Here is a 25,551-nt window from a genome sequence, read left to right as displayed (position 1 = left end):
CCGCTGCGGCTTCTGTCCCGGTGTCGCCTCGGTGTCCCGGGTCACGGCCGTCGGATCCGGTGCCGATGCCACCGGACCGGCCGCGGCGCCCCGTGTGGCGTCCTCCGCACCGGACTCCGCCGCCGGGCCGTGCGCCCGGCGCCAGTAGAGCCGCGCCGCGGGACGGTACGTCGGCAGCCCCGCGCCCCACCGGTCCACGTCGGCCCGGAACACCAGTGGCGGCTCAGGGTTGACCAAGGTGGTGATCTCTCCGGAGATCCGGGGGTCCTGGAACGCCGGCAGCCGTCCGGTGACCCGTTCGGCGTCCGTGACCGGACTTATCCCTTCCGCGATCGTGCGCACGGTCTCGGACAGCACCGTCGGAACGCCTGTGGCCGGGCATGCGCCGATGGCATCCGCCGCGGTCCCGCGGCCCTCCCCGGTGTTCCGACGCATGGTTCTCACGTCCCTTCTGCGAGGCGCTGATTGATGTGGGTGATCTGGCGGATGTAGGCGCGGCGCTGAATGTGGTCCAGGTCGAGCAGCTCGCCGTGCGGCCAGTGGAAGTGGTAGGCGATGTACGCGATTTCGGAACGCAGGTCCTCGGCCGCGTACACCGTCATTCCCCCAGGCGACTCCCCATGTCCACGTCGAACTCGTGGTTGCAGTCGGGGCATACGGTCGACGCGAGCGAGGTGCCGTCCAGATTGATCTTCTCGTAGAACTTCTGCAGAAACGCGAGGTCCGCCGCGAAGAGTTGCTCCACGATGTCGGCGTCGACGTCGGTGACGGTGCCGAGACGGGTGATGAGCCGGCTGAGCAGGACGACGGAGAGGTACGCGGGATTTTCCCGCACCCGCATGTCGCTGAGCGGCCAGAGTTCGTCGCGGGCAGTGGCGAGGCGCATCACGCCCTCCCGGTGCACCTTTCCCTGCGGGTCCACGTAGCCGCGCGGCAGCGTGAAGGGGAATTCGGTGCGGAGAGCCGCGGGCCCGCCGCCGAGCGGGCCCGCGCTCTCACCGGAAGGGGCGGGCGCGGAGGCCGGTGACGGCGCCGTGGGTACGGGTGCCGCCGACTCTGTTACGCGCCCCCGCCTCACTTGAACTCGATGCCGTCACACTCAAGGACGACGGTCTCGTCGACCTCGGCGGAGTTGCCGGCACTCACATCGCTGACGCTCCACCTGCTGACCCAGACACCCGTCAGGGTCGCGGTGCGCGTCTGGCCCTTGGCGCTGTCGGTCAGGTTGATGGTGATGTTCTTCTTCGCCTCGCTGATCTTGTCCGCCTGGGACTTGGCGATCCACTCGGTGAGAACCTTGTTCTTGTCGAAGCCGCGCACGATGGTGACGCTGGGAGCGGTCGGCTTGCCAGGGGTCTTCACCAGAACGCGCTTGCCGTCCTCGGTAATGCTCTCACTGGTGATGACCTCTACCTGGAGGCTCAGCCCACTGACGCTCTTCAGCAGTTCGAGCTTGGCTCCGTCGATCTGAATCGTGAACGTGTCGGCGCGGAAGGCGCTGCCCAGGGTCGAATCGGCCATGACTGGCTCCTATGTTTGAGGTGTACGGAAGGAAGAAGGCGGCAGAACTGGGGAATTACTCGCCCGCTCCGTCACCCGACAGGGACTCCTGCGAGATCCGGAACACGACGAACTCGGCAGGCTTGACGGGGGCCACACCGATCTCACAGATGACCTGGCCGGACTCGATGACCTCCGGCGGGTTGGTCTCCGCGTCGCACTTGACGTAGAACGCCTCGTCGGGAGTGGCACCGAAGAGCGCGCCGCTGCGCCACTCATTGGTGAGGAACGCGGCGATGTTGCGGCGGATCGTGGCCCACAGCCGCTCGTTGTTCGGCTCGAAGACCACCCACTGGGAGCCCAGGTAGACCGACTCCTCCAGGTAGTTGAAGAGTCGTCGGACGTTCAGGTAGCGCCAGGCCGGATCGCTGGAGAGCGTACGGGCGCCCCACACCCGGATCCCGCGGCCGGGGAAGCTGCGGATGCAGTTGATGCCCGCCGGGTTGAGCTGCTCCTGCTCACCCTTGGTGACCTGGATACCGAGGTCGAGGGCGCCGCGCAGGACCTCGTTGGCCGGTGCCTTGTGCACACCGCGGGCCTCGTCGTTGCGGGCCCACAGGCCGGCGACGTGCCCGGACGGCGGCATGAGCACGCCCTTGCCGGTGGCCGGGTCGGCGACTTGGATCCACGGGTAGTACAGGGCGGCGTACTTCGAGTCGAAGCCGGCCTCGTTCTGGCGCCACTCGTAGACCTCGGTGGGGCCCATGTCCGGCAGCGGGTCGAGGAGGGCCATGCGGTTGGCCATGTTCTCGCAGTGGTCGACCATGGCCGTCTGAATGGCCTTGACCTGTTCACGGCTGACGGTGCCCTGCTCGTACGCGGCCATCAGGTCGGGGGCGATGACCATGGTGATGTCGTCGATCGCCTCCAGGCCCGAGAGGCCGGAGCGGTCGTTGACCTTGCCGATGTAGCGGCCGACGACGTCCTTCGTCGTGGCCTCGGCGCCGGCGGCCGGGGCGGCGGGCAACGCCAGGGCGGAGGATTCGGGCAGCGCGAGCACGGCGCCGGTGGCGGCGGGCGCCTCCTCCACGGTCACGAACTTGGAGCGCTCCTTGACCTGTGTCACCACATACGCGGGCGATGCCTTCTCGGGGGAAACCTCGAAGTTCTCGGTGGCGGATCCATCGACCTTGACGGTGAAGACGAAGACATCGCCGTCCGTGGCCTCCGGCGCGGCGCCGCCGTCCTTGGCTGTCCTGGGCTTGTCGGCGACGGTGCCCGAGGTGGCACGCCGGGCCTTCGGGTCGGCCGACTTGCGCTGGACGTCGACCGAGATGTCGCGACCGGCGGTGGCCGGCAGGGCCGCCACGCGGAAATCGCCGAGGACCTGTGCCGGAGCGGCGCTCACCGACCGGGCGCCGTCGACAGCGGCATCACCTTCCGCGGACTGACCGCCGACGCGGACGACGTAGCAGGTGCCACCGCCGTTGGCGAAGTACCCGTAGACCGAGTGTCCGAGGTAGGAGCCGTCGATGAATTCGCCGAACGTCTTGGTGAACTGCCCCCAGTTGGTGACACGCACCGGCTCGTTCAGGGGACCCTGCTCGGCGAATCCGACGAATGCGGCCACTGCCGTGCCGACGCCTTCCACCGGCCGGGAGCCACCCGCGCTCTCTTCTACGAACACGCCGGGAGACAGGTAGGTTGCCATCCAGCACTCCTTCTTGTGAGTTGTCCCGAGGGGGAATCCATTCGCAGGCTGCGCTTTCCGCACGCGGAATGGAGGGGAAAGCGCTGACCATCAGTCGGGGCTGGAGAATTTCCTCTTGCCGCGACTGGCTCATGTGTCGGCTTCGACCGTGGATTCTTCTCGGATCATGGTCAAAGCGTCGGTGCCGTGTCAAACGAAAACCGGCGCTCTGCGAGTTCGGCTGCCATGTGTCATCCGTGGTCCGGACGAAATCAACCTTTGGCCGCCAAGAGTCATATTTTGCGGACGAGTTCGGCTCGATCCACGACGATCATTCCAAGGATGGGATCCGTCGACCGCATTCATCCACGAGGGCGCGAGGGGGACCGGAGAAATGGGATCCGAGTGCGCCTGCGCGCCGGTGAATGAGTCCGAGGAGGACAGCGGATGACCACTCCTGAAGCGGAGGCCGGTCCGAAGTCCTGGAGAAATTCGGTACGGACCTCACCGCCGCGGCCCGCGAGGGCGGGCTCGACCCGGTCGTCGGCCGGGACGCGGAGATCCGGCGTGTGGTGCAGGTGCTCTCCCGCCGCACGAAGAACAACCCCGTCCCGATCGGCGAGCCGGGCGTCGGCAAGACCGCCGTCGTGGAGGGCCTCGCGCAGCGGATAGTGAAGGACGACGTCCCCGAGTCACTGCGGAACAAGCGGCTCGTCTCGCTCGACCTGGGCGCGATGGTCGCCGGCGCGAAGTACCGGGGTGAGTTCGAGGAGCGGCTCAAGACCGTCCTGGCCGAGGTCAAAGCTGCCGACGGGGAGGTCGTCACCTTCATCGACGAGCTCCGCGGACAGGCCGAGCGCGCCCAGCGCGACGGCGACTTCGACACCGCCTCCAAGCTGCTGTACGGCGAGATCCTCACTCTCGAACGGGAGGTGCAGGAGGCCGGCCGACGCGGAGGGGGAAACCGCCCGGTCGGCAGGCCCCGAAGGACACCTGGCCAAGGAGGAGGTCGGCCCGGACGACATCGCGGACGTGGTCGGCTCCTGGACGGGTATCCCGGCCGGCCGGCTCCTCGAAGGCGAGACGCAGAAGCTGCTGCGCATGGAGGACGAGCTCGGCAAGCGGCTGATCGGCCAGGAGGAGGCCGTCACCGCCGTCTCCGATGCCGTGCGGCGCTCGCGCGCCGGGATCGCCGGCCCCGACCGCCCGACCGGCTCCATCCTCCTCCTCGGCCCGACCGGAGTCGGCAAGACCGAGCTGGCCAAGGCGCTCGCCGGCTTCCTCTTCGACGACGAGCGGGCCATGGTCCGCATCGACATGAGCGAGTACGGCGAGAAGCACTCGGTGGCCCGCCTGGTCGGCGCCCCGCCCGGCTACGTCGGCTACGAGGAGGGCGGCCAGCTCACCGAGGCCGTCCGCCGCCGCCCGTACACCGTCGTACTCCTGGACGAGGTCGAGAAGGCCCACCACGAGGTCTTCGACCTCCTGCTCCAGGTCCCGCGCGATTCTCGCCAGGAAGTTCAGCGACGGTGCCACCGCCCGCGTCGACGCCAAGGACGGTGAACTGCTGATGAGTGAGGCCGTCTGACTCGGTACGCGGGCCCACGGCCGGGTACGTGCGGCGGGCCCGCTCCCGGGGAGGAGAGAAGGCCAAGGGCTGTCCCGTCATACCTGGCGGGCGCGCGACGACGGCTACGGCACCTCGCTGCCTTGTCGGAACGCCCACAACAGAATGCGGACGCTCCTCCGCCGTGCGATGCACCGCATCTGACGCCGCGCGCCGATCCACCAGGTAGGACGGGGCAGCCCTCAGACCCAGACCTCGCCCTCGTCGGACGTGCCGGTACCGGCGTCCGCGGCCTGGGGACCCGCCAGCGCGCTCGGCGCGGCGTAGGTCAGCGGCACCCTGGCGAAGATGTCCCCGAAATCGAGGAGTTGCGCTGTCGTGCCGTCGGAGCTGGACCACCCCTGCCCGTTGATGGTGATCTCCTTGTGCGCCTGGCCCCGGGCCCAGGCGGCCAGGGCCCGGGGGCGCTTGTCCCAGTCGATCCTGATGCGCAGCTCGGCCTCGGTGTCCACGACCGTGGCACCGTTCGGGTACGTGAAGTTGTCGGACCGTTCATGTCCGATGCTGCGGCTGAAGCCCTTCGTCGTCTCCCGCTTGTAGGCGACCGTGGCGGACCCGTTGCCACCGGGCTGCGCGAGGCCCATCAGGGTTCCGGCCGTGCCTCCAGCGGAGACCGTGGGGCCGGTGGTCAAGCCGCGGTTCTCGGCGAGGGCGCTGTTCGACCCCCGGGTGTGTCCCATGCCCGCCGCTGCCATGGACGTGACGCGAGAAGGTCTTTCCGCCAGGGCCAGCGAGACCCGGACCCGGCACCGGTAGCTCCAGGTGAGGTTGTCGCCCTCCAACTGGGGCAACACGTGCTCCCCTGCGCCGATGAAGCTCGCGCCCTTCTCCGCCAGCCGTTCCGCCGTCAGCTCCTGAGCGAGCAGGGCATAGTTCGCTCGCGTCCTCAGCGCCTCCGGGAGAGCGTCGTGGACCATCTCGAAGAGGGTGGGTACGACCCCGAGCCGCAACACCTGGCTCCCCGCGGGGAGCGGCTGTGTCATCGCCTTCACCGCTTGCGCGCCCTTGCTGCGCAGCGCGTCGGACCGAGCTTTGTCATTGCGCTCACGGATTTTCTTCTGCCAACCGGAAAACAGCCCGCCGGCCGTATTCTGCGCCGTTGGCCCCGTCGCGTGCGACAGCGGCGCGGCAGGATGATTGCCGGTACCGGGCCGTATGGGACGCCGACCGGGCTGGGATCGCTTCAGAACGAACTCGCTATTGGGCATCAAATACCGCCACACCGTTGCGATTTCTACTGGTCGCCCGGAGTCTTTCATGGCCCACCCCCTTCGGGACCGGGACGAAAGTCCCTTCCCGCGACCTCAAGCCGTCCGCCGGCAGGAGAAGCGTGGGCGACAACCGCGAGGGAACCGACTTTTTTTCGGTGTCATGTAGCTTTGACGGGGATGATTGGGCGACTGGGACGGAACATAAGGGCAGGCTGCTCTCCGCGCGTCATGCTGGGCTTTGCCCTCCTGCTCATCGTCCTCCACTCCTTTTCCGGCGTATATAAGTCCGGTGTAGGACCGCTGAACTCGCGTACAGCATCCGTCTTCCTCGAAGACGCCACACGGCACGAGCCGGGCCCGGCCGCGGCCTCCGTCCCTGCCGGCCCCCACATGGCCACAGCGGACGCCCACTTCCCGAGTGAGGGCGACGCCTGCCACCAGAGTCGGGGGCGTGTCTCCGGTCTGTCGGCTTCTTCCCCTGCGCCCGGCTCCGTCGCTGTCACCCCAGCACGTGCGGAGCCGGCGCGGAACATGACCGGCGGCGGCACGATCCGCGGACCGTCCCATGACGGAGCCTGCGCGGTGGACCTGAACCGACTACAGATCCAGCGGGCCTAGAGCGGGATGCCACTCGGCACCACCGGCACTGCCGCCACGCCTTACGGATGACCCCGGCAGCGCGTCACATCGGCTTCCCGAACTTCCCGTCGCAGGGGACCCCCTACGACGGCCGGAAAGGTACACGCATGGGTTTCACATCGGACAACGACGAGCGCACGAACGGCGGGGAGCAGCCCGCCCGCCAAGAGCCGAAGCGTCCGGTATCCGGACAGCGGCCGAGGCGCCGGGAGTTCCTGATAGGTGGCGCGGTGCTGCTCGCAAGCGCCGTGGGTCTCGCCGCTTGGCGTGACGACTCCTCCGGGGACGGCGCACGGCGAGTATCGGCCGACGACAAGGCGGCCTCCGGGGATGCGACACGGGCGAAGATCTCCATCACTCCGGCCAACGGCACGGCCGACGCCGGCATCCACGACTCACCTACGGTCACCATCAACGATGGCACGCTGACCGGCGTCACCGTGACGACGATGCCCGGCGGCGCCGATGTCAAGGGCTCACTGTCCCCCGACAAACGGAGTTGGAGGCCACAGGCCCCGCTCAGCCGGGCCACCACCTACAAGGTCATGGCACACGGGCGGGACTCCACCGGGCAGCGGATCAGCCGGAGTTCCTCCTTCACCACCGTCTCCGCGGCAGGCAGCTTCATCGGGACCTTCACGCCCGAGGACGGCTCACGCGTCGGTGTCGGCATGCCGGTGTCGGTCCTCTTCGACAAGCCCGTGCGCAACAAGAAGGAAGTGGAGGAGGCGATCACCGTACGCTCCACCAGTGGTCAGCGGGTCGTCGGGCACTGGTTCGGCGACCGGCGCCTCGACCTGCGCCCCGAGGAATACTGGCGGGCCGGCTCCCGTGTCACCCTCACCCTCGCCCTGGACGGGGTCGACGCCTCGCCCGGCGTCCGGGGCGTTCAGCGCAGGACCGTGGCCTTCACCGTCGGCCGTTCGCAGGTCAGCACGGTCGACGCCGCCCGGCACACCATGACCGTGGTACGGGACGGCAAGAAGATCAGGACCGTACCGATCAGTGCGGGCAGCGATCGCACCCCGACGTACAACGGACAGATGGTGATCTCCGAGAAGCACCGGGAGACCCGCATGGACGGCTCGACCGTGGGCTTCGGCGGCGAGTACGACATCCCCGACGTGCCGCACGCCATGCGCCTGTCCACCTCCGGCACCTTCATCCACGGCAACTACTGGAGCAACGGGGTCTTCGGTAACAGAAACACCAGTCATGGCTGCGTCGGCCTTCAGGACACCAAGGGGGCAGCCGACCCGTCCACCGATGGGGCATGGTTCTACGAAAACTCTCTGCTGGGGGACATCGTCATCGTGAAGAACTCCCCCGACACCACCATCAAGCCGGACAACGGACTCAACGCCTGGAACATGCCCTGGACCGAGTGGGTCGCCGGCAGCGCCCGCACGTGACCCGGGCAGATCCGGTGGCCGAACGACGGGCCAACTCCCGGCGGAGCATGACAGGTAAACGGCGCGAGACAGCGGAACGGAAGCGAACGGCCTCGCGGAGGTCATGCCCAGCGGGCGCGGCCCGGGAGAGATGGCACCGGCTCAGGTGCTCACCTGGCTGACGTATCTGAGCTCCGTCGTTCCGGCGCCGGGCAGTCGGCCCGATGGCCCCGGCGGTTGCCGCCGCTGACCTTCCGTCAGCCGACCGCGTCGGAAGTCGGAACCAGATGTACTTTGGTCGGGATCCGACAACTTTCGCCGAGGCAGCTGATACGTGAGGCGCCTTACTCTCGTATTCGAGAAGGCAGGATCACAAACGCGCTGAGGTGCACCGTGCGCACGACGCGGACCGGGAAGGCCGGCACGGCGGCCACCGGCACGATGTGGAGCACGTCGCGACTTCCTCAGTGGCGGCCCGCGCTGATTTGCCCTGTCCCGGCAGGACCCGCCCTGGCGCCCGTCCTTCGGAGGCAACGCCGCCCCCAAGCCCGCGGGGAATACCGGCCCGCCGGATGACACGGGCTCGGCGCGTGGTGGCCGCCGGCCCCGCCTCCCGGCACCACACGAAAGGCACACCATGCCGCCCCAGAGCGACCATGACACAACACGCCGCAGGGCACAGCTCCCCATGAAGAAAGTGAAGAGGGAGGTTGCAGACCGACGGCAGGGTGCCCACTCGGTGGAGTCCCTGATGGGGCACAGCCCGGTGGCTCCGGGGGGTGGGCGCGACTGCCACCGGCTGACACCGGTCCAGATGTTCACCTTGGCGCTCTACCTCGGATCCGTCGCGGGCCCGTTGCCCGAACGCCCTCATCGGCTGCCCACGGGGCCGGACCGGGCGCGGCAGGGCGCGGAGCCACCGCCATCGACACCGCCGTCCCCGGTCCCGCTCTCGAACCTCCAGGATCACTTGCGGCAGAACGGCACCGCGCCGGTCGATGTGTCGGGCGTGTCCTCCTTCTCCACCGCCGCCTCCGCGATCAGTGGCCTCGGGGCCCAGGCACGACAGGCCCTGCATCAGTGGCGGCATGCCTATGAGCAGTCTCCGGGGAACTATGTCTCGGACGCGATGGAGTGGCTGCGTGCCGGCGTCGATCACATCGAGGACCCGAAAGGGGGAGTTGCCGCCGCTCCGATTCCGTACCAGCAGAGCGCGCGGTCCCCGGTGTTCCAGCAGACCGTGGAAATGCCGGGCCGGTGCACCGTGGAAGGGGAATTCGCCGAGAACACCCTTACTGCGGCATGTGCCGCCGACAGTGATTTCACCGTCTTCTATGTCTACGCCCGCTGGCGGGACCGGTACAACACCAACTGCCAGTGGGACGGCGGGCCTTACCCGGCCGATGGCAGGCCCCACGCGTTCCCTCGGCCGCGATTCGGGTTCGACCCGGTCGGGGAGGTGAGGGTCACGCTGGTCCCCCGCGGCCAGCGCAGTCCCATGGACTCGATGCCTCTGGTGCAGGTCCACGACGAGCCGGAGAACCTGGACCTCGGGGCGAGTGGCGATCTGAGCTCCTCGCTGGGCAAGAACCTGCTACCCGCCTTCCAGGAGGCATCGCCGGAGGCACAATTCGGGCATCAGCTCGACTCGATGATGCCGCACCGGGACCGCCCCCGCACCGACCCGCCCGAGTTGGACGTCCCGAAGGCTCCGGTGGACCCTGTCGCCCAGGCAGGACTGGCGCGGGGCCTCGACGGCCTCGCCTCTCTCGCCAAGAACGGGGCGCGGGCCTTCGACTTCAAGAAGGCCGGTGCGGCGCTCGGGCGCGGGGGATCGCTGGGGGGCACTGTCATCAACCTGTCCGCGCTGAGCAATTCGGTCACTGCCGACGAGATCAATCCGATCGTGGTGGGAACCACCTCGGTCAGTACGGTGAGCACGGCGCTCGGCTCCATCGAATCCCTGGCGAAACTGGGCAAGACTCCCTTCTTCAAGAAGCTCGCCAAGTTCGCAGGAAAACTGGCCGGCAGGGCCGGTCTCCTGGCGGACGTGGGAACGCTCGGCAACACGATTGCGAACCAGGGCAAAGGAAGCCATCCGCTGAACATCGCCGTGGACGGATCTGCCGTCGTCGGCAGCGCGGTGGCCCTGGCCCCGGGCCTCGGCCCAGCCGGCTTCCTGATCGCGGTCCCGGCGCTGATGTACACCTTCGCCGACGTCTTCCTGGCGAATCCGCCGCTCCCGGACGCGTTCGCCGCTCACCTCAAGACGTGCATGCGGGACGCAGTGCTCGACTCGGACCGGCAGGTGAAGGAGCACTACCAGGCCAAGCGCGAACTGGTGCAGGCAGAGCGCGAATTCAACCTTGCCGGGCTCAGGGAACAGCGGCGGAACGATCCCGGGGCGCATGCCGACCGGGCCGAGTACCACCTTGCCAAGCAGGGTTTCCACCGGAACGCAGCCGACAAGCTGGCGGCCATCGACCGCCTCGAAGCGGCGGCGCTGACGGACGCCCGAGGCAAGATCATCACCATGATGAGGGGCGAAGCCGACAAGTGGGTCCAGGACCACAAGGGGTTCTTCGGCACGCTCGCGCCCACCCGCAGTCTGGATCTGGTGGACTTCATGCGGGCCAACGGCAATTGGAACATCTCCATGGGCGTCGAGACCGACGCCTACTGGAAGGACTACATGCTCGGGATGATCTCCACGGTCACCCGCGAGGCCAGGGAGAACATGGACCGGATCAGCGGCTGGGCCCAGACGTCGTTCAGTGACTGGCCCAGGCAGCCCGCGAAACACTACGCGTCCTGGATCCCCTTCTTCGGTTACCAGACGTACGCCGAGAGCAAGGGTTACCCCCGGCCCCCGGTCGGCTGACGCAGGGCCGCACGACGGCCCGGCCGGTTCGCCACGGCCGGCGCCACCTGGGTCCAACGGCGCGCACAGCTCCTGTTGCAGGTGGCCGACACCTCACCTCCGTTCATGGGGAGACCTCTCCTCCCGCACCCGCACCGTCACCTTGCGTCAAGCGGCGTGCGGTGCGGTGTACTTCCGCACCAGGTGCGCACCGCCGGTTGCGCCAGTCGGTGATCCAGTCCGAGCTTGGTGACCACCTCGCGGTCCGGGGCCGGGGAATCCAGGCTTGCGGTGGGCGCTGCCCTGGGGGTGTGAGGCGGTGGCGCCGAAACCACAGCGCTTGCCCGGCACCACCATGGCAATGGCCGGGCCCCGCGGCCCTACCGTACGCACGCCTCCGTGACGGCTGCGCCGCCCTCCGCGCGGTGCAGGCGCACCCGGACGTCCTCCGGACTGGTACCGCCCACCTCCCCCACCGCATCGGCGGCCGTGCAGACCAATTGGCGCAGGGCGGTGCGGTTGCCGGTCCAGGCCGGAGGGAGGTAGACGTCCACGGTGCCCCGCTCCCGGGTCACGGCGGTCGGTGCGGGAGTGCCGGGTGGGATGAACGTGACCAGGCCCCGGGTGCGTTCGGCCGGGTCCGGGCCCTGGACGAGCCGGCCCATGGCGACTTGGGGCGCGTCGGGGCCTCTGTAGAGGCGGGAGACGCGTTCGAGGCCGACGGGGGAGGAAAAGTAGACGTGGAGGGCGGCGGCCGGGTGGCGGCCCGGGAGCGGAAGGCCGGAGGCGGGGACGCCGGCCCGGACGGGCCCCGCGTCGTCGATGCCGCAGGCGGTCAGAGACCCCATCACCACCAGGGCCGTGGCGAGCAGGGCCCGCTTCACGCCGGGTCCCGGGGAAGCGTGAGGGTGAACACCGCGCCACCGCCGGGCGCATTGGCAGCGGTGAGGGTGCCGCCGTGCAGGCGGGCGTTCTCCGCGGCGATGGCGAGGCCCAGGCCGCTGCCCTCGCTGCGGGTCCGGGCCGCGTCGCCCTTGGTGAAGCGGTCGAAGATGTGCGGCAAGACATCGGCCGGGATGCCGGGACCGCCGTCGGTGACGGTGATGACGAGCCGGTCGGCCTCGGCGCGGGCCCGGACATCCACCGGTACGGACGGGCCGCCGTGGCGCAGGGCGTTGCCGATGAGGTTGGCGAGGACGACGTCGATGCGCCGCGGATCGAGGCGCGCGCCCAGGCCCGTCGGCACGGCGGTGCCGACCCGGTTCTGCCAGTGCCGCAACGCGAGCGTCTTGCCGACGAGTTCGCCGACGTCGATCTCGTCGATCTCCAGGATGGCGGCGCCGGCGTCGAACCGGGAGATCTCCATCAGGTCCTCGACCATGCGGACGAGCTTGTTCGTCTCGTCGGCGACCAGTTCCAGTGCCTCGGCGGTCTCGGGATCCACGCGCCCGGAGGCGGCGTCCTGGTCGAGGACGCCGGTGACGGCGGTCATCGCGGCGAGCGGGGTGCGCAGTTCATGGGAGACGTCCGCGGCGAAGCGGCGTGCTCGGGCCTCCATGGCCCGTAGCGTGGCCGCGTCGGCTTGCAGGGTGGCGGCCATGGTGTTGAACGTGCGGCCGAGGTCGGCTAGTTCGTCATCGCCGGTGACGCCGATCCGGGTGTCGAGGGCGCCCGCGGCCATGTCCTCGGCGGCGGAGCGCAGCTGCCGTACAGGGCGCAGGACACGGCGGGCCGCAAGCAGCGCTGGGACGATGGCCAGCACTACGACGGGCAGGGCGCCGGCCCGCGCGGCCACGACGAGGGCGGCGACGTCCCGCTCCTGGCGGGCGAGGGAGAAGGATGCATAGACGACCAGCCCGGACGGCTCGTCCGGCCGGTCGGCGCGCATGACCGGGAGGGCGACGGCGAGCCAGGGCGCGTCGGCGTGGTGGAAGCGCTGGACGACGGCGGTGCGAGCCGAGGCGGCCGCGCCGCGCAGCTCTTCGGGGAGGGCGGGCGCGGGGCCCGCGCCCGGGACGAGGGCGCCATCGCGGTAGGCGGCCGCGGTGCGCCAGTCCCGGGAGCCTTCGGCCCGGTCGAGCTGGAGGGCCAGGGCCCGCAGGTCCGCCGCGGCCGGTGCGGCCGGCAGGTCGGGGGCCAGGGAGCCGACCTGGGCACGCAGGTCGTGGACGGCGTCGTCCCGGGCGCGGTCCAGGATCGCCGCCCTGGCCTGACGGAACGTCAGGGCCGTGGCGGCGAGTGCGCTGAGCGTCGCGACCAGGAGGAAGGCGAGGACCAGCCGGGTACGCAGGCCCCTCGGGACGAGACGGCGGGGGAAGCGGCGGCGTTTCACAGCGGTCCGAAGCGGTAGCCGAAGCCGCGCACGGTCTGGACGTAGCGCGGATTGCGCTGGTCGTCCTCGATCTTGGCGCGCAGCCGCTTCACGCACGCGTCGACGAGACGTACGTCGCCGTAGTAACTGTGCTCCCAGACCTCCTCCAGGAGCTGGCGGCGGCTGAACGTCTGCCCCGGGGAGGCCGACAGGAACAGCAGGAGCTTCACCTCGGACGGGGCGAGCGTGAGTTCGTGTCCGTGCTTGCACACCCGCACCGCCGAGGCGTCGATCTCCAGGTCACCGTGGGCCGAGGGCCCGTCCTGGTGACCGGCGGCGGGCTGCGTCGGGGCGATGCGGCGCAGCACCGCGCGCATGCGCGCCTCGATGACCTCGACACTGGCGGGTTTGACGATGTAGTCGTCGGCTCCCGCCTCCAGGCCCACCACGACGTCGATGTCGTCACCGCGGGCCGAGAGGATCACGATGGGCACCTGGCTGGTCTCGCGGACGCGCCGGCACACCTCCAGGCCGCTCATGCCGGGCAGCATCAGATCGAGCAGGACGATGTCCGGGGCGAACGGCACGAGCGACTCCAGGCCGTCCTCTCCGGTGCCGACCGCCTCCGTCTCGTGGCCATTGCGGCGCAGCCCCAGGGTGACGCCGCGGCGCACGGCAGGGTCGTCCTCGATCAGCAGGACGCGTGTCATGGACCGGTCCTCTCCTCTCGCTCGTCGGCAAAGCCACCCTCTGCTGCCGTTCAGGGGCAAAGAGGTGGATACGGGTTGAACATATCCATTCGGGTTCGGAAGGTGCGTCAGCCGGTCCTGTGCGGTGCTCCCACCGGGGCGGCTGTGCCGGTCTCGTCGCACATCACCTTCCACGGCCCGCCGGACACGCCCGACTCGTGGACCTGGACGACCACGTCCGTCGGCCGCTTCCCGCCCGGGATCCCCGGCGCCGCGGCGGCCGTGCACACCAGCTGGTTCACCGCCGCCCGGTCCAATTCGGCTACCAGCCACGGCAGGTACATGTCGACCGTCCCCGGTGCCGTCGACTCGGCACGCACCCGGTGCGTGCCGGCCGGCAGGGCGGTGACCAGTCCGCGCTGCCGCTCGTCCCGGGTCGGTCCGGCCAGCAGGTCGTCCAGCGCCTGCTGCGGTCCGGCGTCGGCCGGCGCGGGGCGGGCGACGGACCAGCTGCCGTTCGCGGCGACGAAGTACACCCGCATCCAGGGGGCGGTACCGGGCGCGCGGGCCCCGCCGGCCGGAGCACCGTCCGCCGTCGGACCGGCGTCGGGGACACCGCAGGCGGCGAGCGCCCAGGCCACGAGGAGGGCCGCGCCGACGGTCCGGGCCGCCCGCACCCCGGATCCCGTCCGCCCCGCAGGGGCCTTCGTCGGCATGCGCCCAGTCTCCCCCCGGACCGGGACGGATCCGCCGCACCTCCGCTTCACGGCGCGGTCAGCCGCTCGACGTCCACTGCTGCCGCGCCGGGACGCGGCTGCGGTACGGCCGTCCACACGCCCGCCACCACGGCGAGGGCGGCCGCGAGCGCCGTCAGGCCCCGGCGTCCGGTCGCCCATCGTGCCCGGAACCGGACCGGGTCCTCCACCAGGACCTTCGTCGCCCACGCGGCCAGCAGCGACACCCCGATCGCGAAGGCTGTGCGGCCCCATCCGCCGATGCCGAACACCGTCCGGGGCAGCAGCAGGTACACCGGCCAGTGCCACAGGTACAGGCCGTACGACAGCTCCCCGAGCCGTCGGGGAATCGCGCTGCCGGCCAGCCACCCGGCGCGCCCGTCCGGGCTCCGGGCGAGCAGCCCGATCAACAGGGCCGAGGCCAGGGAGTGCGCGAACAGGCCGCCTTGGAAGAGCCCTGGCGCGTTCTGGCCGTCCGTCAGCACCCAGGCGGCGCCGATGCCGCACGCCAGCGCGGCACACAGCCCGTCGGACGCCGTACCCGGGACGCGGGCAAGCAGCCGCCGGACCGGCGCCGTGGCGACCAGCGCGCCGAGCAGCAGCGCGGACGCCCGGGTGTCGGTGCCCTCGTATGCCCGTGTCGTGTCCACGGCGTCCCCGTGGACGACCAGCAGCGCGAGTGAGACGAGCGCTCCCGCACCGGCGAGCACGGCCACCCGCCCCTGACCGCCCCGGCCCCGCCCGGCGAGCGCCACGACCACCGGCCAGACCAGATAGAACTGCCACTCGACGGCGATGCTCCACAGGTGTGCGAAGACCCGGGTACCGGAGGCGTTCCAGTACCCGATCTGCTCGGTGATGAAGTGCCAGTTCACCGCCTGGGCCGCGACCCACGGCGCGTCGTCGAGCGCGAACAGCAGGACGGACGGAGCCCCGAACGCCCACGTGAGCAGGAGTGTGGCGACGCCCACGACGGCCAGTGCCGGCAGCAGCCGGCGGGCCCGCCGGCCCCAGAAGGTGACCAGCGCGATCCGGCCCCGGGTCGCCGTCTCCCCCAGGAGCAGGCCGGTGATCAGGAAGCCGGACAGCACGAAGAAGAGGTCGACGCCCAGGAACCCGCCGGCGAGGTGCCCTGCGTGGAAGAGCAGGACGGCGAGGACGGCCAGCCCGCGCAGACCGTCGAGTGGGGCGATGTGGGCAGTACGGGCAGGGGGACGCGCGGGCCGGGGGCGGCGGCGGGAAGGTGGCAGAGACACGCGGCTCACCGGCAGCTGAGCTTGCCGTACCGCTCATCGGCGGTCCACGCGCCGGTCGCCCACTTGTCCGCGGGCGCGGGTGTGAACCCGTACGCCGTGCCGATCTGCTTGGTGAACCAGGCGGCGAAGGCGGCGGACCCCTGCTGGCACGAGTGGATGCCGTCGGACGCCCGCTGGGCCTTCCCGGCCCCGGCCTCGGTGCCCCACAGGGCGGAGGAGTCGACGAACCTCACCTTGCCGTTGCTGTGGTCGGCGACCTCCTTGGCGGCCTTCGGCGCGCTCGCGATCGCGCCCTCGTACTTCTTGTAGAAGTCATCGATCTTGAACGGGGGGGCCGAGACGATCACCAGCTCGGCACCGGCATCCTGCACGGTCTTCGCGAGTTTCTCGTACGAGGCCCGCTGCTGCTCGGCGCTGCCCCAGTCATAGGTGGTGATCTGGTAGGCGATCACGTTCGGACGGAAGGAGTCGATGCTCTTCGCGAGGTCCTTCCACGTCCCCTCCGCAATCTTGCCGGCCATCGGGTCGCCCTCGACGATCGTGCCGCCGCCGTCGGACGACGCATTCTTGAACTCCACGCCGCTCGCCTTCAGCGCCGCCTCCAGGGGAGGGGCCTCGGCCGCGGCGATGGAGTCGCCCAGCCAGAGAACCTTCTTGCCCGTCTGCGTCGTCCTGGCGTCGTCGTCCGTCTTCGCGGTGTTGCCCTTGCTGTCTCCGGCTCCGCAGCCGGTGAGCGCGGCACCGGTCACGGCCGTGGCCGCGAGCAGGGCGGCGAGGGCGGTCCGGCGGTGGCGACGGCGGGAAAGCGGGCGGGTTCGGCGGGGGTTGATGTCCTTGTGCATGCCTGTAGGCAACCAGCACGTCCGGCCGGTTCCCGCCGCGGTCACCGATCGGTCACACAACAGACAAGGACCGGTCACCGGCGACCGGTCGGCCCGGCCCGTCCGCCTCCCCGCTCCTGCCGGATATCCCCCACGAGTAACAGCGAGAGGGGGTGTCAATTCAACGCGGTCGGGGTTGCACAGGTACACGGTCACCTTGACCGCGTCGTGCAGGCTGCCGCCCGCGGCCTTGGCGACCGCTTCGAGGTTGTCCATGACCTGACGGGCCTGGGCTGCGAAGGGTTCGGTGGTCGTGCGCTCCCAGTTGGTGCGGCGAGGTGTCCGGCCCGCGAGGAACACGAGGTCGCCGGCGCGCACGGCCCGGGTGTACGCGCCGGCCGGGGGGGGTGCCGCCTCGGTGTGAACGGCCCGGCCTGCCGGCGGGATCGGCTCCGCGCCGCTCACAGCCCCTGCTCCTTGCCGAGTGCCTTGAGCGTGTTCACGGTGCGCTCCAGGGCGTCGGCCCACTGCCGCTCGTCGCGGGCGTAGCAGATCCGGAAGTGGCCGCGGCCCGCCGGCCCGAACTGGTAGCCGGGGTTTATCAGGAGGTGCGCGTCGCGGACGAGGCGGGCGGCGACCTCCTCGTCGGGCAGCCCGAGCGCGCTGACATCGGGGAAGAGATACGCGGTGCCAGCCGGTGCCTGGGGTACTTCGTGGAGTGGGAGGTAGCAGGCCGCGTGACTGGGGAACACTCGCCGGGCCGGCCGCGGAGCGCGGCTGGCTGGGCCGGGCAGCGCAGCGGCGTCATGAGCTCAACGCTGAGATCGATTGACCGTCCCCCGCCTTCTGGGGCCTTGTCTTGGGTCCGCGTCTCGGATCGTGGTACTTCGCCTTGGCCTTACGGTGCGGGCGAGCTCCCGTGTGCAGGTAGGCGGCCTCGGTCTGCTGGCGCCGGGTGGCCTGTCAGGCCGTGCGGTATCCCCCACGATCTCCATGACCGGCCGCAGGCCCCCGAGCTTCCCGCGGCTCCCACGCGCCCCCGAGACGCTCGGAACGGCAAACAGCGGGTTGTCGATGTCACCGGCCGGCCAACCGGACAAGGTCGCCCGCACCGCTGCCGCGGAACACTCCCCCGCCGCCAGGAGCAAGCCCGGCGCTTGCGCCGAAACCACGCCGAGGGCTTCGAGGTCGGCTTCTGCGTGATCCTCCAGGGCCGCGACGAGAGGGCGACGGCCGCCTGAAGGATCTCGACGCCCTCGGCGATCGGCGCAGGGCCCCGCCGGTTGCCGTCCTGCTCGGCGAGCAGCACCAGGCCAGGCTGCCGTCGGGCGCGGTCCGGGCGGCGCGCCGGGCGCGGTGGAGCACCATGAGGGCGAGCCGCCCCGCCACCTGAGGGTGGTCGATCGCGGCCGCGAGCCGCCGGGCGAGCCGGATGGCCTCGGCGGCGAGGTCTATGTCGATGTCGATGTCTATGTCGATGTCGCCGGAGTAGCCCTCGTTGAAGACCAGGTAGGGGACGCGCAGCACGGTCCCGACATCGCCGGGCCGGTCGAACCGCACGCCGGAGACGGAGGGCTTGGCCCGGCGCCCGGATCGCCGCTGATCCTCCCCCAGCCTCCGGCCGGGCACGCCCCCATCGCCATGGTCGCCTCGGCCACCAGGTAGACCTGGGAGAACTGGCGGGGGGTGGTCAGCCCGCCGACGGCGCGCAGCGTGAGCTCGACCGGGGACGACGGCGTCAGCGACGGGTGGGCGCACAGGAAGTAGAGCTGGAGCGTGTCGTCCACCGTCGGGCGCGGACCCGAGCGCCGGTTCCTCGTCGACAAGGAACTCACGCCTGCGGCGGGCGGCGTCCGCCCGGGTTGCGTCGAGGAACCGGCGCCAGGCCACGGTGCCCAGCCAGCCCTTCGGGTCCCGCGTGGAGTATCCCCTGCTCGAAGTGGATGGGGAGGGGGCAGCCGACCAGACGCGAACCGCCTCGACCAGCGCGTCCGCACGGCGTCCCTCGTCCACCGCGAAGTCGGTTCCACGGCGGACAAGGAACCCGAGCGCCCTCGGCGTGAGGCTCCGGAGCAGGACCTCGTTCACCTCAGGGGTCACTCCGTGAGGGTGGGCGGCGCAGCCAGGAACGGGCGCACCTCAAGCCACTCGTGGATCGGCTCCCCGCCCGCCCCGGGGGCAGCCGACAGGTCCCCGGCCAGCTCGATGGCGCGCTCGTAGCTGTCGACGTCGATCACCATCCAGCCGGCGATGAGGTCCTTGGTCTCGGCGAATGGGCCGTCGGTGACCGGCGGGCGGCCCTCGCCGTCGTACCGGACGAACGTCCCCTCGGGGGCGAGCGCCTGGCCGTCGACGAACTCGCCGGTCCCCTCAAGCCGGACTGCGAAGTCGTGCATGTACTGCATGTGGGCCGAGACCTCCTCCGGCGTCCACTGGGCCATGGGCACGTCGTTGACCGAAGCCGGGGCGCCACGGTAGTGCTTGAGCAGCAGGTACTTGGCCATCGTGTTCTCCTCAGTGCTGGTGCGACCCATTGCGGCCGCGTTCAAAGCGGGGACGGAGCCAGTCACGGGTTCTCGACATCGCCGTCCGACTTCTTTTGGCTCGCGTGGATGAGTCTGGGTGAGCCGTCTCGCGGTGTCCGGGTCCACGGCGTGGCGCGAGGGCGAGGCGGAGCGAGACCTTCCGAGATCAGCAGCGACCAGGCAACTGAAGCAGGAGAGGGCCCCGCGTGCGTCACTACATGTGATCCTGGCGCGTTGTGGTGCGCTCGGACGATGAGTTGTCCGACGTGGAGGGCATGTCCGACGTGGAGGACATGCACGTCCTCGACGTCGTTCGCGATCCCGACGTTGGCGGTGGGCAGGGTCTGGTGGTGCTGGACGTCGAGTCCGACGCCGACCTGACCGGCTGTCCGGACTGCGGGGTGGTCGCGATCGGCCACGACCGGCACGTCCAAGCCCTGCACGACGCCCGTACGGCGGTGGCACGTCCATTGTTCGCCGTTCACCGCGCGGCCGGGACCAGTGCTGGGTTGTCGGGCAGGCAGGGGATCGTGACGGATACGGCCGGGTTGGCCGAAGAAGGCAATCCGCCCCATGACCTGGACCTGGCCGCCCGACTGATCAGCGCATAGGGGGCCCGACCACTACCGGTTCGGCTCTACGGTCATCTGCCCATACCACCTGGGAGCCACGGGCGAATCGGTGCTGTGCGGACTCGTCGAGAGCCGGTGCGGCCTCGCGTCATGCAGGTGCACTCGACGCCCTGCGAGCAGGCATGAGACGCCATGGCACCCATTCCCTACACGACGACAGGCCACCGGTGTGGGCGGCCTGTCGAGGGTGTACTCCCAGGCTTGGCGGAATCCTGCGGCAGCGGAAGCTTCAGGATGCTGCCGGGGTGTCCGGGTCGAGGTCAGGCGCCGGGCTGGACCGGGCCGACGAGGGTGCCGGTGCCGACGGTGAGTGGGCCGTCGGCGGTGGACTCGCCGGGGATCACCCCGTCCGGAGTCTTGAGCGTGAAGGCCGCCTCGTCGGCGGGGGCGCCGTCGGCACTGTGGGGGACCTGGATGTCGAAGTGCACCGGATGACCGGGGCCGAAGTTCACCACCTTGTTCTGCGGGCCGTAGCCGCCGGCGGTGACCTTGGTGCGGGACCCGTGGTGGTAGAACCGCACGGCGGTCGGTGATCCGGCCAGCTGGCACGGGTCGTACCCATGCGCTGCGGTCATGGTGACCCGGTAGTGGTGGTGCCCCGAGGTGGCAGGACCCACGGTGATCTTGGCGATGTGGTTCGCCGGACGACACGCGGAGGGCGCCGGACCGCCGGCCGCCGTGGCCGTCGGCGACGACGCCTGCGCCGCTCCCCCTTCCGCCGCGCCCACCAGCACGACGGCGGCAATGGCGACGGCGATCTTCCGGGTAGTTCGCATCACGAACACTCCATTCCTGCTCGGCGGTTCACGGATGTTCCGCCAGAACCCTGGTCACCTCCACTCCTCCCCTCCAACCGGACCGAGGAATGTCATAAATCCGTCAAGGCTGCCCCAACCACCCGTTCCCCAGGGCAGGAACGTCCGCGCGATGATGCGCTCGGCCTGACAATCACGAGCGAAGGAATCGGCATAGGGCAATAGGGCAATAGGGCTGAGCATGCCGTGGTGTGACGCGAGCTGGTCCATTCCCGGGCGACCGCTCGGCCGCTCGACGGCTCGGCAGTTCGGCAGCTCGGGACCGAATCAGCGCTGAAGTCGTGGGGACCGCCCGCATGTTCACGCCTACAGCCGAGCCTTCCTGGACGCAGTGCGGCGATGGCGAGCCGATGCGGGGCTGCTGCCCGGCCGTTCGCCGCCCCCTCAGGCGCCCCGCGGGAGCTTCCTGCCGACGCACAGACGAAGCCGGGCTTGCACCACGGCGTCAGACGGTGACCCCGGCGAATGATGCACGCAGCTCGTCGGCCACGAACACACCGGGCACTTCCAGCACCGGAAAGTGGCCGCACCGGCCAGGCTGGTCCAGCTCGTCCTGCCGCACATGCGCGAGCAGCGGTCCGGCACGATCGTCAACGTCTCGTCGATCGGCGGCGAGCGGCACGTCCTCGACGGCGCCGTGCAGGACGGTTCCGGCGTTGTTGACCAGGACGTCGATCCGCTGTTGCTCATCGAGGACGGTGGCGACCACCCGGTCGAGGTCCTCCGCGTTTCGCGCGTCCATCTCCAGGACGTGGCCGCCGGCGGCGCGGATGTCGTCCATCCTGCGCACTCGCCGCGCGGCGCCGTACACCGTGTGGCCCGCGCGCAGGAGCTCCAGCGCGGTGGCGCGGCCGATCCCTGATGACACTCCGGTGACCAGGCATATCTTGGCCGACACCCCTTACACCTCCCAGGTGACGGGCAGCTGGTGCACGCCGTGGATGAGCATGTCGGTACGGAGCGCCACGTCCTCGGCGGGAACCGCCAGGCGCAGCGTCGGAAACCTGGTGAGCAGTGCGGGAAGCACCACCTGCATCTCCACGCGGGCGAGTTGCTGGCCGAGACATTGGTGGACGCCGTGACCGAAGGCCACATGTCCGCGGGCCGGGCGGAGCAGGTCGAGGGTGTCGGGATCGGCGAAGCGTTCGGGATCGCGGTTGGCCGCGGGGACCGAGACGGTAACCGTCTCGCCGGCCTTGATCCGCTCGCCGTGCAGCTCGATGTCCGCCACCGCGGTGCGCACCGTGAACGGGATGATGCTCAGATAGCGCAGCAGCTCCTCGACCGCGTGGCCGGCGATGCCCGGATCCGCGCGCAGGACGGCGAGCTGGCCGGGGTGGCTCAGCAGGGCGAAGGTGCCCAGCGCGAGCATGTTGGCCGTGGTGTCCAGCCCGGCGCCCAGCAGCACGAAGCCGATGTTGACCAGTTCCTCGTCGCTGAGGTCGCCGGTGGTCAGGTCACTGAGCAAGTCGTCGGTGGGCTCCGCCCGCTTGGCCGGCACCAGCTCGCCGAGGAACCCCTGCACCGCCGCGTAGGCCGCCCCCATCTGCTCCGGCGAGGAGTCCAGGCGGAACATGTCCAGCGCCTGCCCCTGGAAGCGCGCCCTGTCCGCGTACGGCACGCCGAGCAGTTCGCAGATCACCTGCGCGGGGACCGGCTGGGCCAGGGCCGCCACCAGGTCCACCGGGCAGCCGCGCCGCTCCATCGCGTCGAGGTGCTCGGCCGTGATGTCCTGGATCTGCTCGGTGAGCCGGCGCATGCGCCGCACGGTGAACTGGCCGGTGAGAAGGCGGCGGTAGCGGGTGTGCTCCGGCGCGTCCAGGGCGTTGAAGAATCCGGGCGGCGCGGGCCGGTTGCTGCCCGCGGCACCCGTGATCGGCAGGTGCCTGAGCTCGGCCCGGACGCTGAACCGCGGATCGGCCAGCACCTCACGTACGAGGGCGTGGCTGGTCACCAGCCACCCCACGTGTCCGTCCGGGTAGTTCAGCCGGCTCAGCGGACGCGCCTCGCGCAGCTCGGCCAGTCCTGCGGGCGGGTCGAACGGCCGGTCGGCCGGTCGCGTGGTCGGCAGTGAGGTGGTCATGTCGGTCTCCTTCCACACGCATCGTTTGCGATGTGCGAAACGCTAGGACTGCATTTCGCGTAGCCGCAACCGTTCATCGGCATTCCAGCAGGTAGAGGCAGTATCGTCGGCGCAATGACATGGCAGCTGAATGCACTGGCCGGTGCGATCGGCTTTCTTTGACGAATGACGAACAGGAGTGCGAGGTGCCGGGAGGTCGTCTGACCCACGAGGAGCGTCAGCGTGTCGCCGCCGGGCTGGCAGCGGGGCTCAGCTACGCCGAGATCGCCCGCCAACTGGGGCGCCCCGGGTCCACCGTCAGCCGCGAGGTCGGGCGCAACGGTGGGCCCCACGGTTATCGGGCGAACCAGGCACAGCAGGCGACCAAGTGGCGGGCCCGCCGCCGCAAGCCGCACCCGGTCACGGCGGCCGGCACCGGCGAGCGTGCCCCGCGGGCGCAGTACGAGTTCGAGGACAGGTTCGCCGAGATGATGGCCCGGACAGGGGTTCCTGCGATGACGGCCAGGGTCCTCGTCTCTCTGTTCACCAGCGACACCGGCAGCCTCACCGCCCCCGAGCTGGTCGCCAAGCTACAGGTCAGCCCGGCATCCGTCTCCAAGGCCGTCGGCTGGCTGGAGCAGCGTGGCCTGGTCGGCCGCGAGCGCGACGGCCGACGCGAGCGATACGTGATCGACGACCACGTCTGGTACCAGGCGTGGCTGGTCAGCGTCCAGTCGATGGCCAGGTGGGAAGACCTCACCCGGCAAGGGGCCGACCTGTTCGGCAGTGCCTCTCCGGCCGGGGCGCGGCTGCGGGCCACGAGCCAGTTCTTCCAGCACCTCGGCCACGACATGACGCAGGCGGCCGAGCACTGGCGGCAGACCCTCTCGGCGCGGCCGTGAGGCCGTCGGGCCCGGCGGCCCGCCACCGCACCGGGAGCACGGCGAGACAGAGGCATCCCGTCACGGCTTCGAGTCGTCGCAGCACGCGTCTCGGCCCGGCCCGCTGGCGTCGTGGAACCGGTGTGCCGACTCGCGCGGGCGGGCGTGGCAGCGTCCCGCCGGCCGTCGAGCGGTGCGGCAACCGCTTGGCGGGGCGACACGAGGTCGCTCACGTCAAGCCTGGGCGGCGGGCAGCTCCGCGGTGAACTCGACGATCCGGGACCTGCGCAGCACCCGGACGGCCTCTCGCTGGACCTTCCCTGATTCGGTACGCGGCAGATCGTCCACGAACTCCAGGAACCGTACGAGCCTGGGCGCGGGCAGCCGTTCCCGCAGGTGCGCGAAGAGCGCCTCGGCGGTGGCCCGGGTGGCGTTCCATCCGGCGGCGAGCACCACGTACGCCTTGGGTACCAGTGCCTTGCCCTCGGTCACCGGTACCACGGACAGTTCGGCGACGGCGGGGTGCAGCACCAGCACGTGTTCCAGTTCGAGTGGGGCGATCAGTGCGCCGTCCGGCCCCTCGAACACGTCCTTGCGCCGCCCGAGATAGACCAGGGAACCGTCGCTGTTCCACCGGGCCAGGTCACCGGTTCGGTAGAGGCCGCCCGGGGTGTGGCTGGTGGCGTTGTCCGCCGGGTCCAGGTAGCCGCGCATCATGCCGACGGGTTCGTTGGCCAGGTCCAGGCACAGCTCGCCCTCCTGGGCCGGCTCGTCGGAGTCGGGCCGGACCACCACCAGCTCGTAGCCCGGTAGCGGGTGGCCCATGGATACCGGGTCCGCCGGGGAGGAGGCGGTGACCCCGGCCATGGCGGTGACCTCGGACTGCCCGAACCCGTTGCGGACGGTCACCCCGGCCAGCTCGCGGACCTGCTCGACCACGTCACCCATGAGCGGTTCACCGACGCTGACCGCGTGCCTCAACCCGGGCAGGCCGTCGGGTAACCCGGTGCGGATCAGTGCCCGCCAGATGCTGGGCGGGGCGCAGAAGCTGGTGATCGTCCCGGTCCGCAGTACCTCCAGCAGCCGCTGCGGGGTCGCCTCGGCGTTGTCCATGGACACCACGGTGGCCTCGGCGTTCCAGGGTCCGAACAGCGAGCTCCACGGGTACTTCGCCCAGGCCGGGGCGGAGACGTTGAGGTGTACGTCCCCCGGCTTCAGTCCGTTCCAGTACATGCTCGCCAGATGGCCGATGGCGTAGCTGACGTGCGTGTGCACCACCAGTTTCGGCCGCGAGGTGGAGCCGGAGGTGAAGTAGTAGAACAGCGGCTCGTCGGCCTCGGTGGGACCCTCCGGCACGAAGTCGCCCTCGTGCTCGGCCGAGGTGGCGAAGTCGGCCCAGCCCTCGTGCTCCCCGCCCACGATGATCTTGGCCTGGAGTCCGTCCACCGCGAGCCCCGGCACGATCCGGTGGTCGGCGATCACATACTTGGCTCCGGCCCTGCCGATCCTGGTGCGCAGTTCCTCGGGCGAGATGGTGATGAAGGCGGGCGCGACAACGGCACGGATCTTGATCAGTGCGAGCATCAGCTCCCACAGCTCGATCCGGTTGTCCATCAGCAGCATCACCACCTCGCCCCGGCGCACGCCCTGCGACAGCAGCCAGCCGGCGGCCCGGTCGGAGCGCTGGGAGAGCTCCTGGAAGGTCAGCTCGCCCTGCCCGACGATGCGCAGGGCCACCCGGTCGTTGCCCTCGGCGATCCGGTCGAACCAGTCGATCGCCCAGTTGAAGCGCCGTGGCCGCGGCCACCGGAACGCCTTGCGCGCGGCGTCCTGGTCCTCGGCGTGGTGTAACAGGAGGTCCCGTGCGGCCCGGAACTCCCGGTACGCATCGTCTTGCCCGAACAACT

At 70.4% G+C, this 25,551-nt stretch carries 21 protein-coding genes and 2 pseudogenes; 5 read left to right on the top strand and 18 right to left on the bottom strand.

Features of this window, described 5'->3' with window-relative positions:
* Positions 1-440: 440 nt before the first annotated feature.
* From ACLJWH_RS02440 to ACLJWH_RS02425, 4 genes are read right to left on the bottom strand one after another with little or no spacing between them, the layout of a single operon-like run.
* A complete protein-coding gene (locus tag ACLJWH_RS02440) occupies positions 441-602 on the bottom strand; it encodes a DUF6760 family protein (RefSeq protein ID WP_411139843.1) in 162 nt (53 codons plus the stop codon).
* Positions 599-1,078 carry a hypothetical protein gene (locus ACLJWH_RS02435; RefSeq protein ID WP_411139842.1) on the bottom strand — a complete coding sequence of 160 codons (480 nt, stop codon included), beginning with the start codon at positions 1,076-1,078 and terminating at the stop codon, positions 599-601. The genes ACLJWH_RS02440 and ACLJWH_RS02435 overlap by 4 nt, the downstream gene beginning before the upstream one ends.
* Positions 1,075-1,521: a phage tail protein gene (locus ACLJWH_RS02430; protein WP_411139841.1), complete on the bottom strand. Its 447-nt coding sequence runs from the start codon at positions 1,519-1,521 to the stop codon at positions 1,075-1,077. The genes ACLJWH_RS02435 and ACLJWH_RS02430 overlap by 4 nt, the downstream gene beginning before the upstream one ends.
* Positions 1,522-1,576: 55 nt before the next feature.
* A complete protein-coding gene (locus tag ACLJWH_RS02425) occupies positions 1,577-3,211 on the bottom strand; it encodes a phage tail sheath subtilisin-like domain-containing protein (RefSeq protein ID WP_411139840.1) in 1,635 nt (544 codons plus the stop codon).
* A 411-nt stretch (positions 3,212-3,622) separates the two neighbouring features.
* On the opposite strand from ACLJWH_RS02425, the pseudogene ACLJWH_RS02420 reads away from it, so the two are divergent.
* Positions 3,623-4,702, top strand: a pseudogene (locus ACLJWH_RS02420) (AAA family ATPase); the annotation flags it as partial.
* A gap of 297 nt (positions 4,703-4,999) precedes the next feature.
* Here ACLJWH_RS02420 and ACLJWH_RS02415 read toward each other — a convergent pair.
* Positions 5,000-5,800, bottom strand: a complete 801-nt coding sequence (locus tag ACLJWH_RS02415; RefSeq protein ID WP_411139839.1) for a hypothetical protein — start codon at positions 5,798-5,800, stop codon at positions 5,000-5,002.
* A 974-nt stretch (positions 5,801-6,774) separates the two neighbouring features.
* Between ACLJWH_RS02415 and ACLJWH_RS02410 the strand changes: the two genes are divergently transcribed.
* Together ACLJWH_RS02410 and ACLJWH_RS02405 are read left to right on the top strand one after the other, a co-directional pair.
* Positions 6,775-8,079: an Ig-like domain-containing protein gene (locus ACLJWH_RS02410; RefSeq protein WP_411139838.1), complete on the top strand. Its 1,305-nt coding sequence runs from the start codon at positions 6,775-6,777 to the stop codon at positions 8,077-8,079.
* A gap of 730 nt (positions 8,080-8,809) precedes the next feature.
* A complete protein-coding gene (locus tag ACLJWH_RS02405; protein ID WP_411139837.1) occupies positions 8,810-10,939 on the top strand; it encodes a hypothetical protein in 2,130 nt (709 codons plus the stop codon).
* Positions 10,940-11,298: 359 nt separating this feature from the next.
* On the opposite strand, the gene ACLJWH_RS02400 is transcribed toward ACLJWH_RS02405, so the two are convergent.
* From ACLJWH_RS02400 to ACLJWH_RS02360, 9 genes and pseudogenes are all read right to left on the bottom strand, one after another.
* A complete protein-coding gene (locus ACLJWH_RS02400) occupies positions 11,299-11,802 on the bottom strand; it encodes a GerMN domain-containing protein (protein WP_411139836.1) in 504 nt (167 codons plus the stop codon).
* Positions 11,799-13,250, bottom strand: a complete 1,452-nt coding sequence (locus ACLJWH_RS02395) for an ATP-binding protein (RefSeq protein ID WP_411139835.1) — start codon at positions 13,248-13,250, stop codon at positions 11,799-11,801. Before ACLJWH_RS02395 ends, ACLJWH_RS02400 begins: the two co-directional genes overlap by 4 nt.
* Positions 13,247-13,939: a response regulator gene (locus tag ACLJWH_RS02390; RefSeq protein WP_411139834.1), complete on the bottom strand. Its 693-nt coding sequence runs from the start codon at positions 13,937-13,939 to the stop codon at positions 13,247-13,249. The genes ACLJWH_RS02395 and ACLJWH_RS02390 overlap by 4 nt, the downstream gene beginning before the upstream one ends.
* A gap of 107 nt (positions 13,940-14,046) precedes the next feature.
* Positions 14,047-14,634 carry a GerMN domain-containing protein gene (locus ACLJWH_RS02385; RefSeq protein WP_411139833.1) on the bottom strand — a complete coding sequence of 196 codons (588 nt, stop codon included), beginning with the start codon at positions 14,632-14,634 and terminating at the stop codon, positions 14,047-14,049.
* A 47-nt stretch (positions 14,635-14,681) separates the two neighbouring features.
* Complete coding sequence (locus ACLJWH_RS02380) at positions 14,682-15,902, bottom strand: acyltransferase family protein (RefSeq protein ID WP_411139910.1); 1,221 nt, start codon at positions 15,900-15,902, stop codon at positions 14,682-14,684.
* A gap of 11 nt (positions 15,903-15,913) precedes the next feature.
* The gene (locus ACLJWH_RS02375) at positions 15,914-17,194 is read right to left on the bottom strand and encodes a Rid family hydrolase (protein WP_411139832.1); all 1,281 of its coding nucleotides are present in this window, start codon (positions 17,192-17,194) and stop codon (positions 15,914-15,916) included.
* Complete coding sequence (locus ACLJWH_RS02370; RefSeq protein WP_411139831.1) at positions 17,191-17,481, bottom strand: hypothetical protein; 291 nt, start codon at positions 17,479-17,481, stop codon at positions 17,191-17,193. Before ACLJWH_RS02370 ends, ACLJWH_RS02375 begins: the two co-directional genes overlap by 4 nt.
* A gap of 473 nt (positions 17,482-17,954) precedes the next feature.
* Positions 17,955-18,817: pseudogene (locus tag ACLJWH_RS02365) on the bottom strand (DUF6596 domain-containing protein); the annotation flags it as partial.
* 8 nt (positions 18,818-18,825) lie between these two features.
* Entirely contained in the window at positions 18,826-19,233 is a 408-nt protein-coding gene (locus ACLJWH_RS02360; protein WP_411139830.1) for a YciI family protein, read from the bottom strand.
* Positions 19,234-19,490: 257 nt separating this feature from the next.
* Here ACLJWH_RS02360 and ACLJWH_RS02355 point away from each other — a divergent pair, with 257 nt between their 5' ends.
* Positions 19,491-19,865, top strand: coding sequence for a hypothetical protein (locus ACLJWH_RS02355; RefSeq protein WP_411139829.1), 375 nt, complete (start codon positions 19,491-19,493; stop codon positions 19,863-19,865).
* Between the two features lie 281 nt (positions 19,866-20,146).
* On the opposite strand, the gene ACLJWH_RS02350 is transcribed toward ACLJWH_RS02355, so the two are convergent.
* The 3 genes from ACLJWH_RS02350 to ACLJWH_RS02340 all read right to left on the bottom strand — a co-directional run bounded on the left by ACLJWH_RS02350 (position 20,147) and on the right by ACLJWH_RS02340 (position 22,784).
* A complete protein-coding gene (locus ACLJWH_RS02350) occupies positions 20,147-20,662 on the bottom strand; it encodes a hypothetical protein (RefSeq protein WP_411139828.1) in 516 nt (171 codons plus the stop codon).
* A 484-nt stretch (positions 20,663-21,146) separates the two neighbouring features.
* The gene (locus ACLJWH_RS02345; RefSeq protein ID WP_411139827.1) at positions 21,147-21,599 is read right to left on the bottom strand and encodes an SDR family NAD(P)-dependent oxidoreductase; all 453 of its coding nucleotides are present in this window, start codon (positions 21,597-21,599) and stop codon (positions 21,147-21,149) included.
* 3 nt (positions 21,600-21,602) lie between these two features.
* Positions 21,603-22,784: a cytochrome P450 gene (locus ACLJWH_RS02340; RefSeq protein ID WP_411139826.1), complete on the bottom strand. Its 1,182-nt coding sequence runs from the start codon at positions 22,782-22,784 to the stop codon at positions 21,603-21,605.
* A gap of 185 nt (positions 22,785-22,969) precedes the next feature.
* Between ACLJWH_RS02340 and ACLJWH_RS02335 the strand changes: the two genes are divergently transcribed.
* The gene (locus ACLJWH_RS02335) at positions 22,970-23,665 is read left to right on the top strand and encodes a helix-turn-helix domain-containing protein (RefSeq protein WP_411139825.1); all 696 of its coding nucleotides are present in this window, start codon (positions 22,970-22,972) and stop codon (positions 23,663-23,665) included.
* 213 nt (positions 23,666-23,878) lie between these two features.
* Here ACLJWH_RS02335 and ACLJWH_RS02330 read toward each other — a convergent pair whose 3' ends face one another.
* Positions 23,879-25,549: an AMP-binding protein gene (locus tag ACLJWH_RS02330; protein ID WP_411139824.1), complete on the bottom strand. Its 1,671-nt coding sequence runs from the start codon at positions 25,547-25,549 to the stop codon at positions 23,879-23,881.
* Positions 25,550-25,551 lie beyond the last annotated feature (2 nt).

This window comes from Streptomyces sp. x-80, assembly GCF_046549095.1.
Taxonomy (GTDB): domain Bacteria; phylum Actinomycetota; class Actinomycetes; order Streptomycetales; family Streptomycetaceae; genus Streptomyces; species Streptomyces celluloflavus.
Note: the sequence above shows the minus strand (reverse complement) of the source record. Positions and strands in the feature narration are given on the sequence as shown.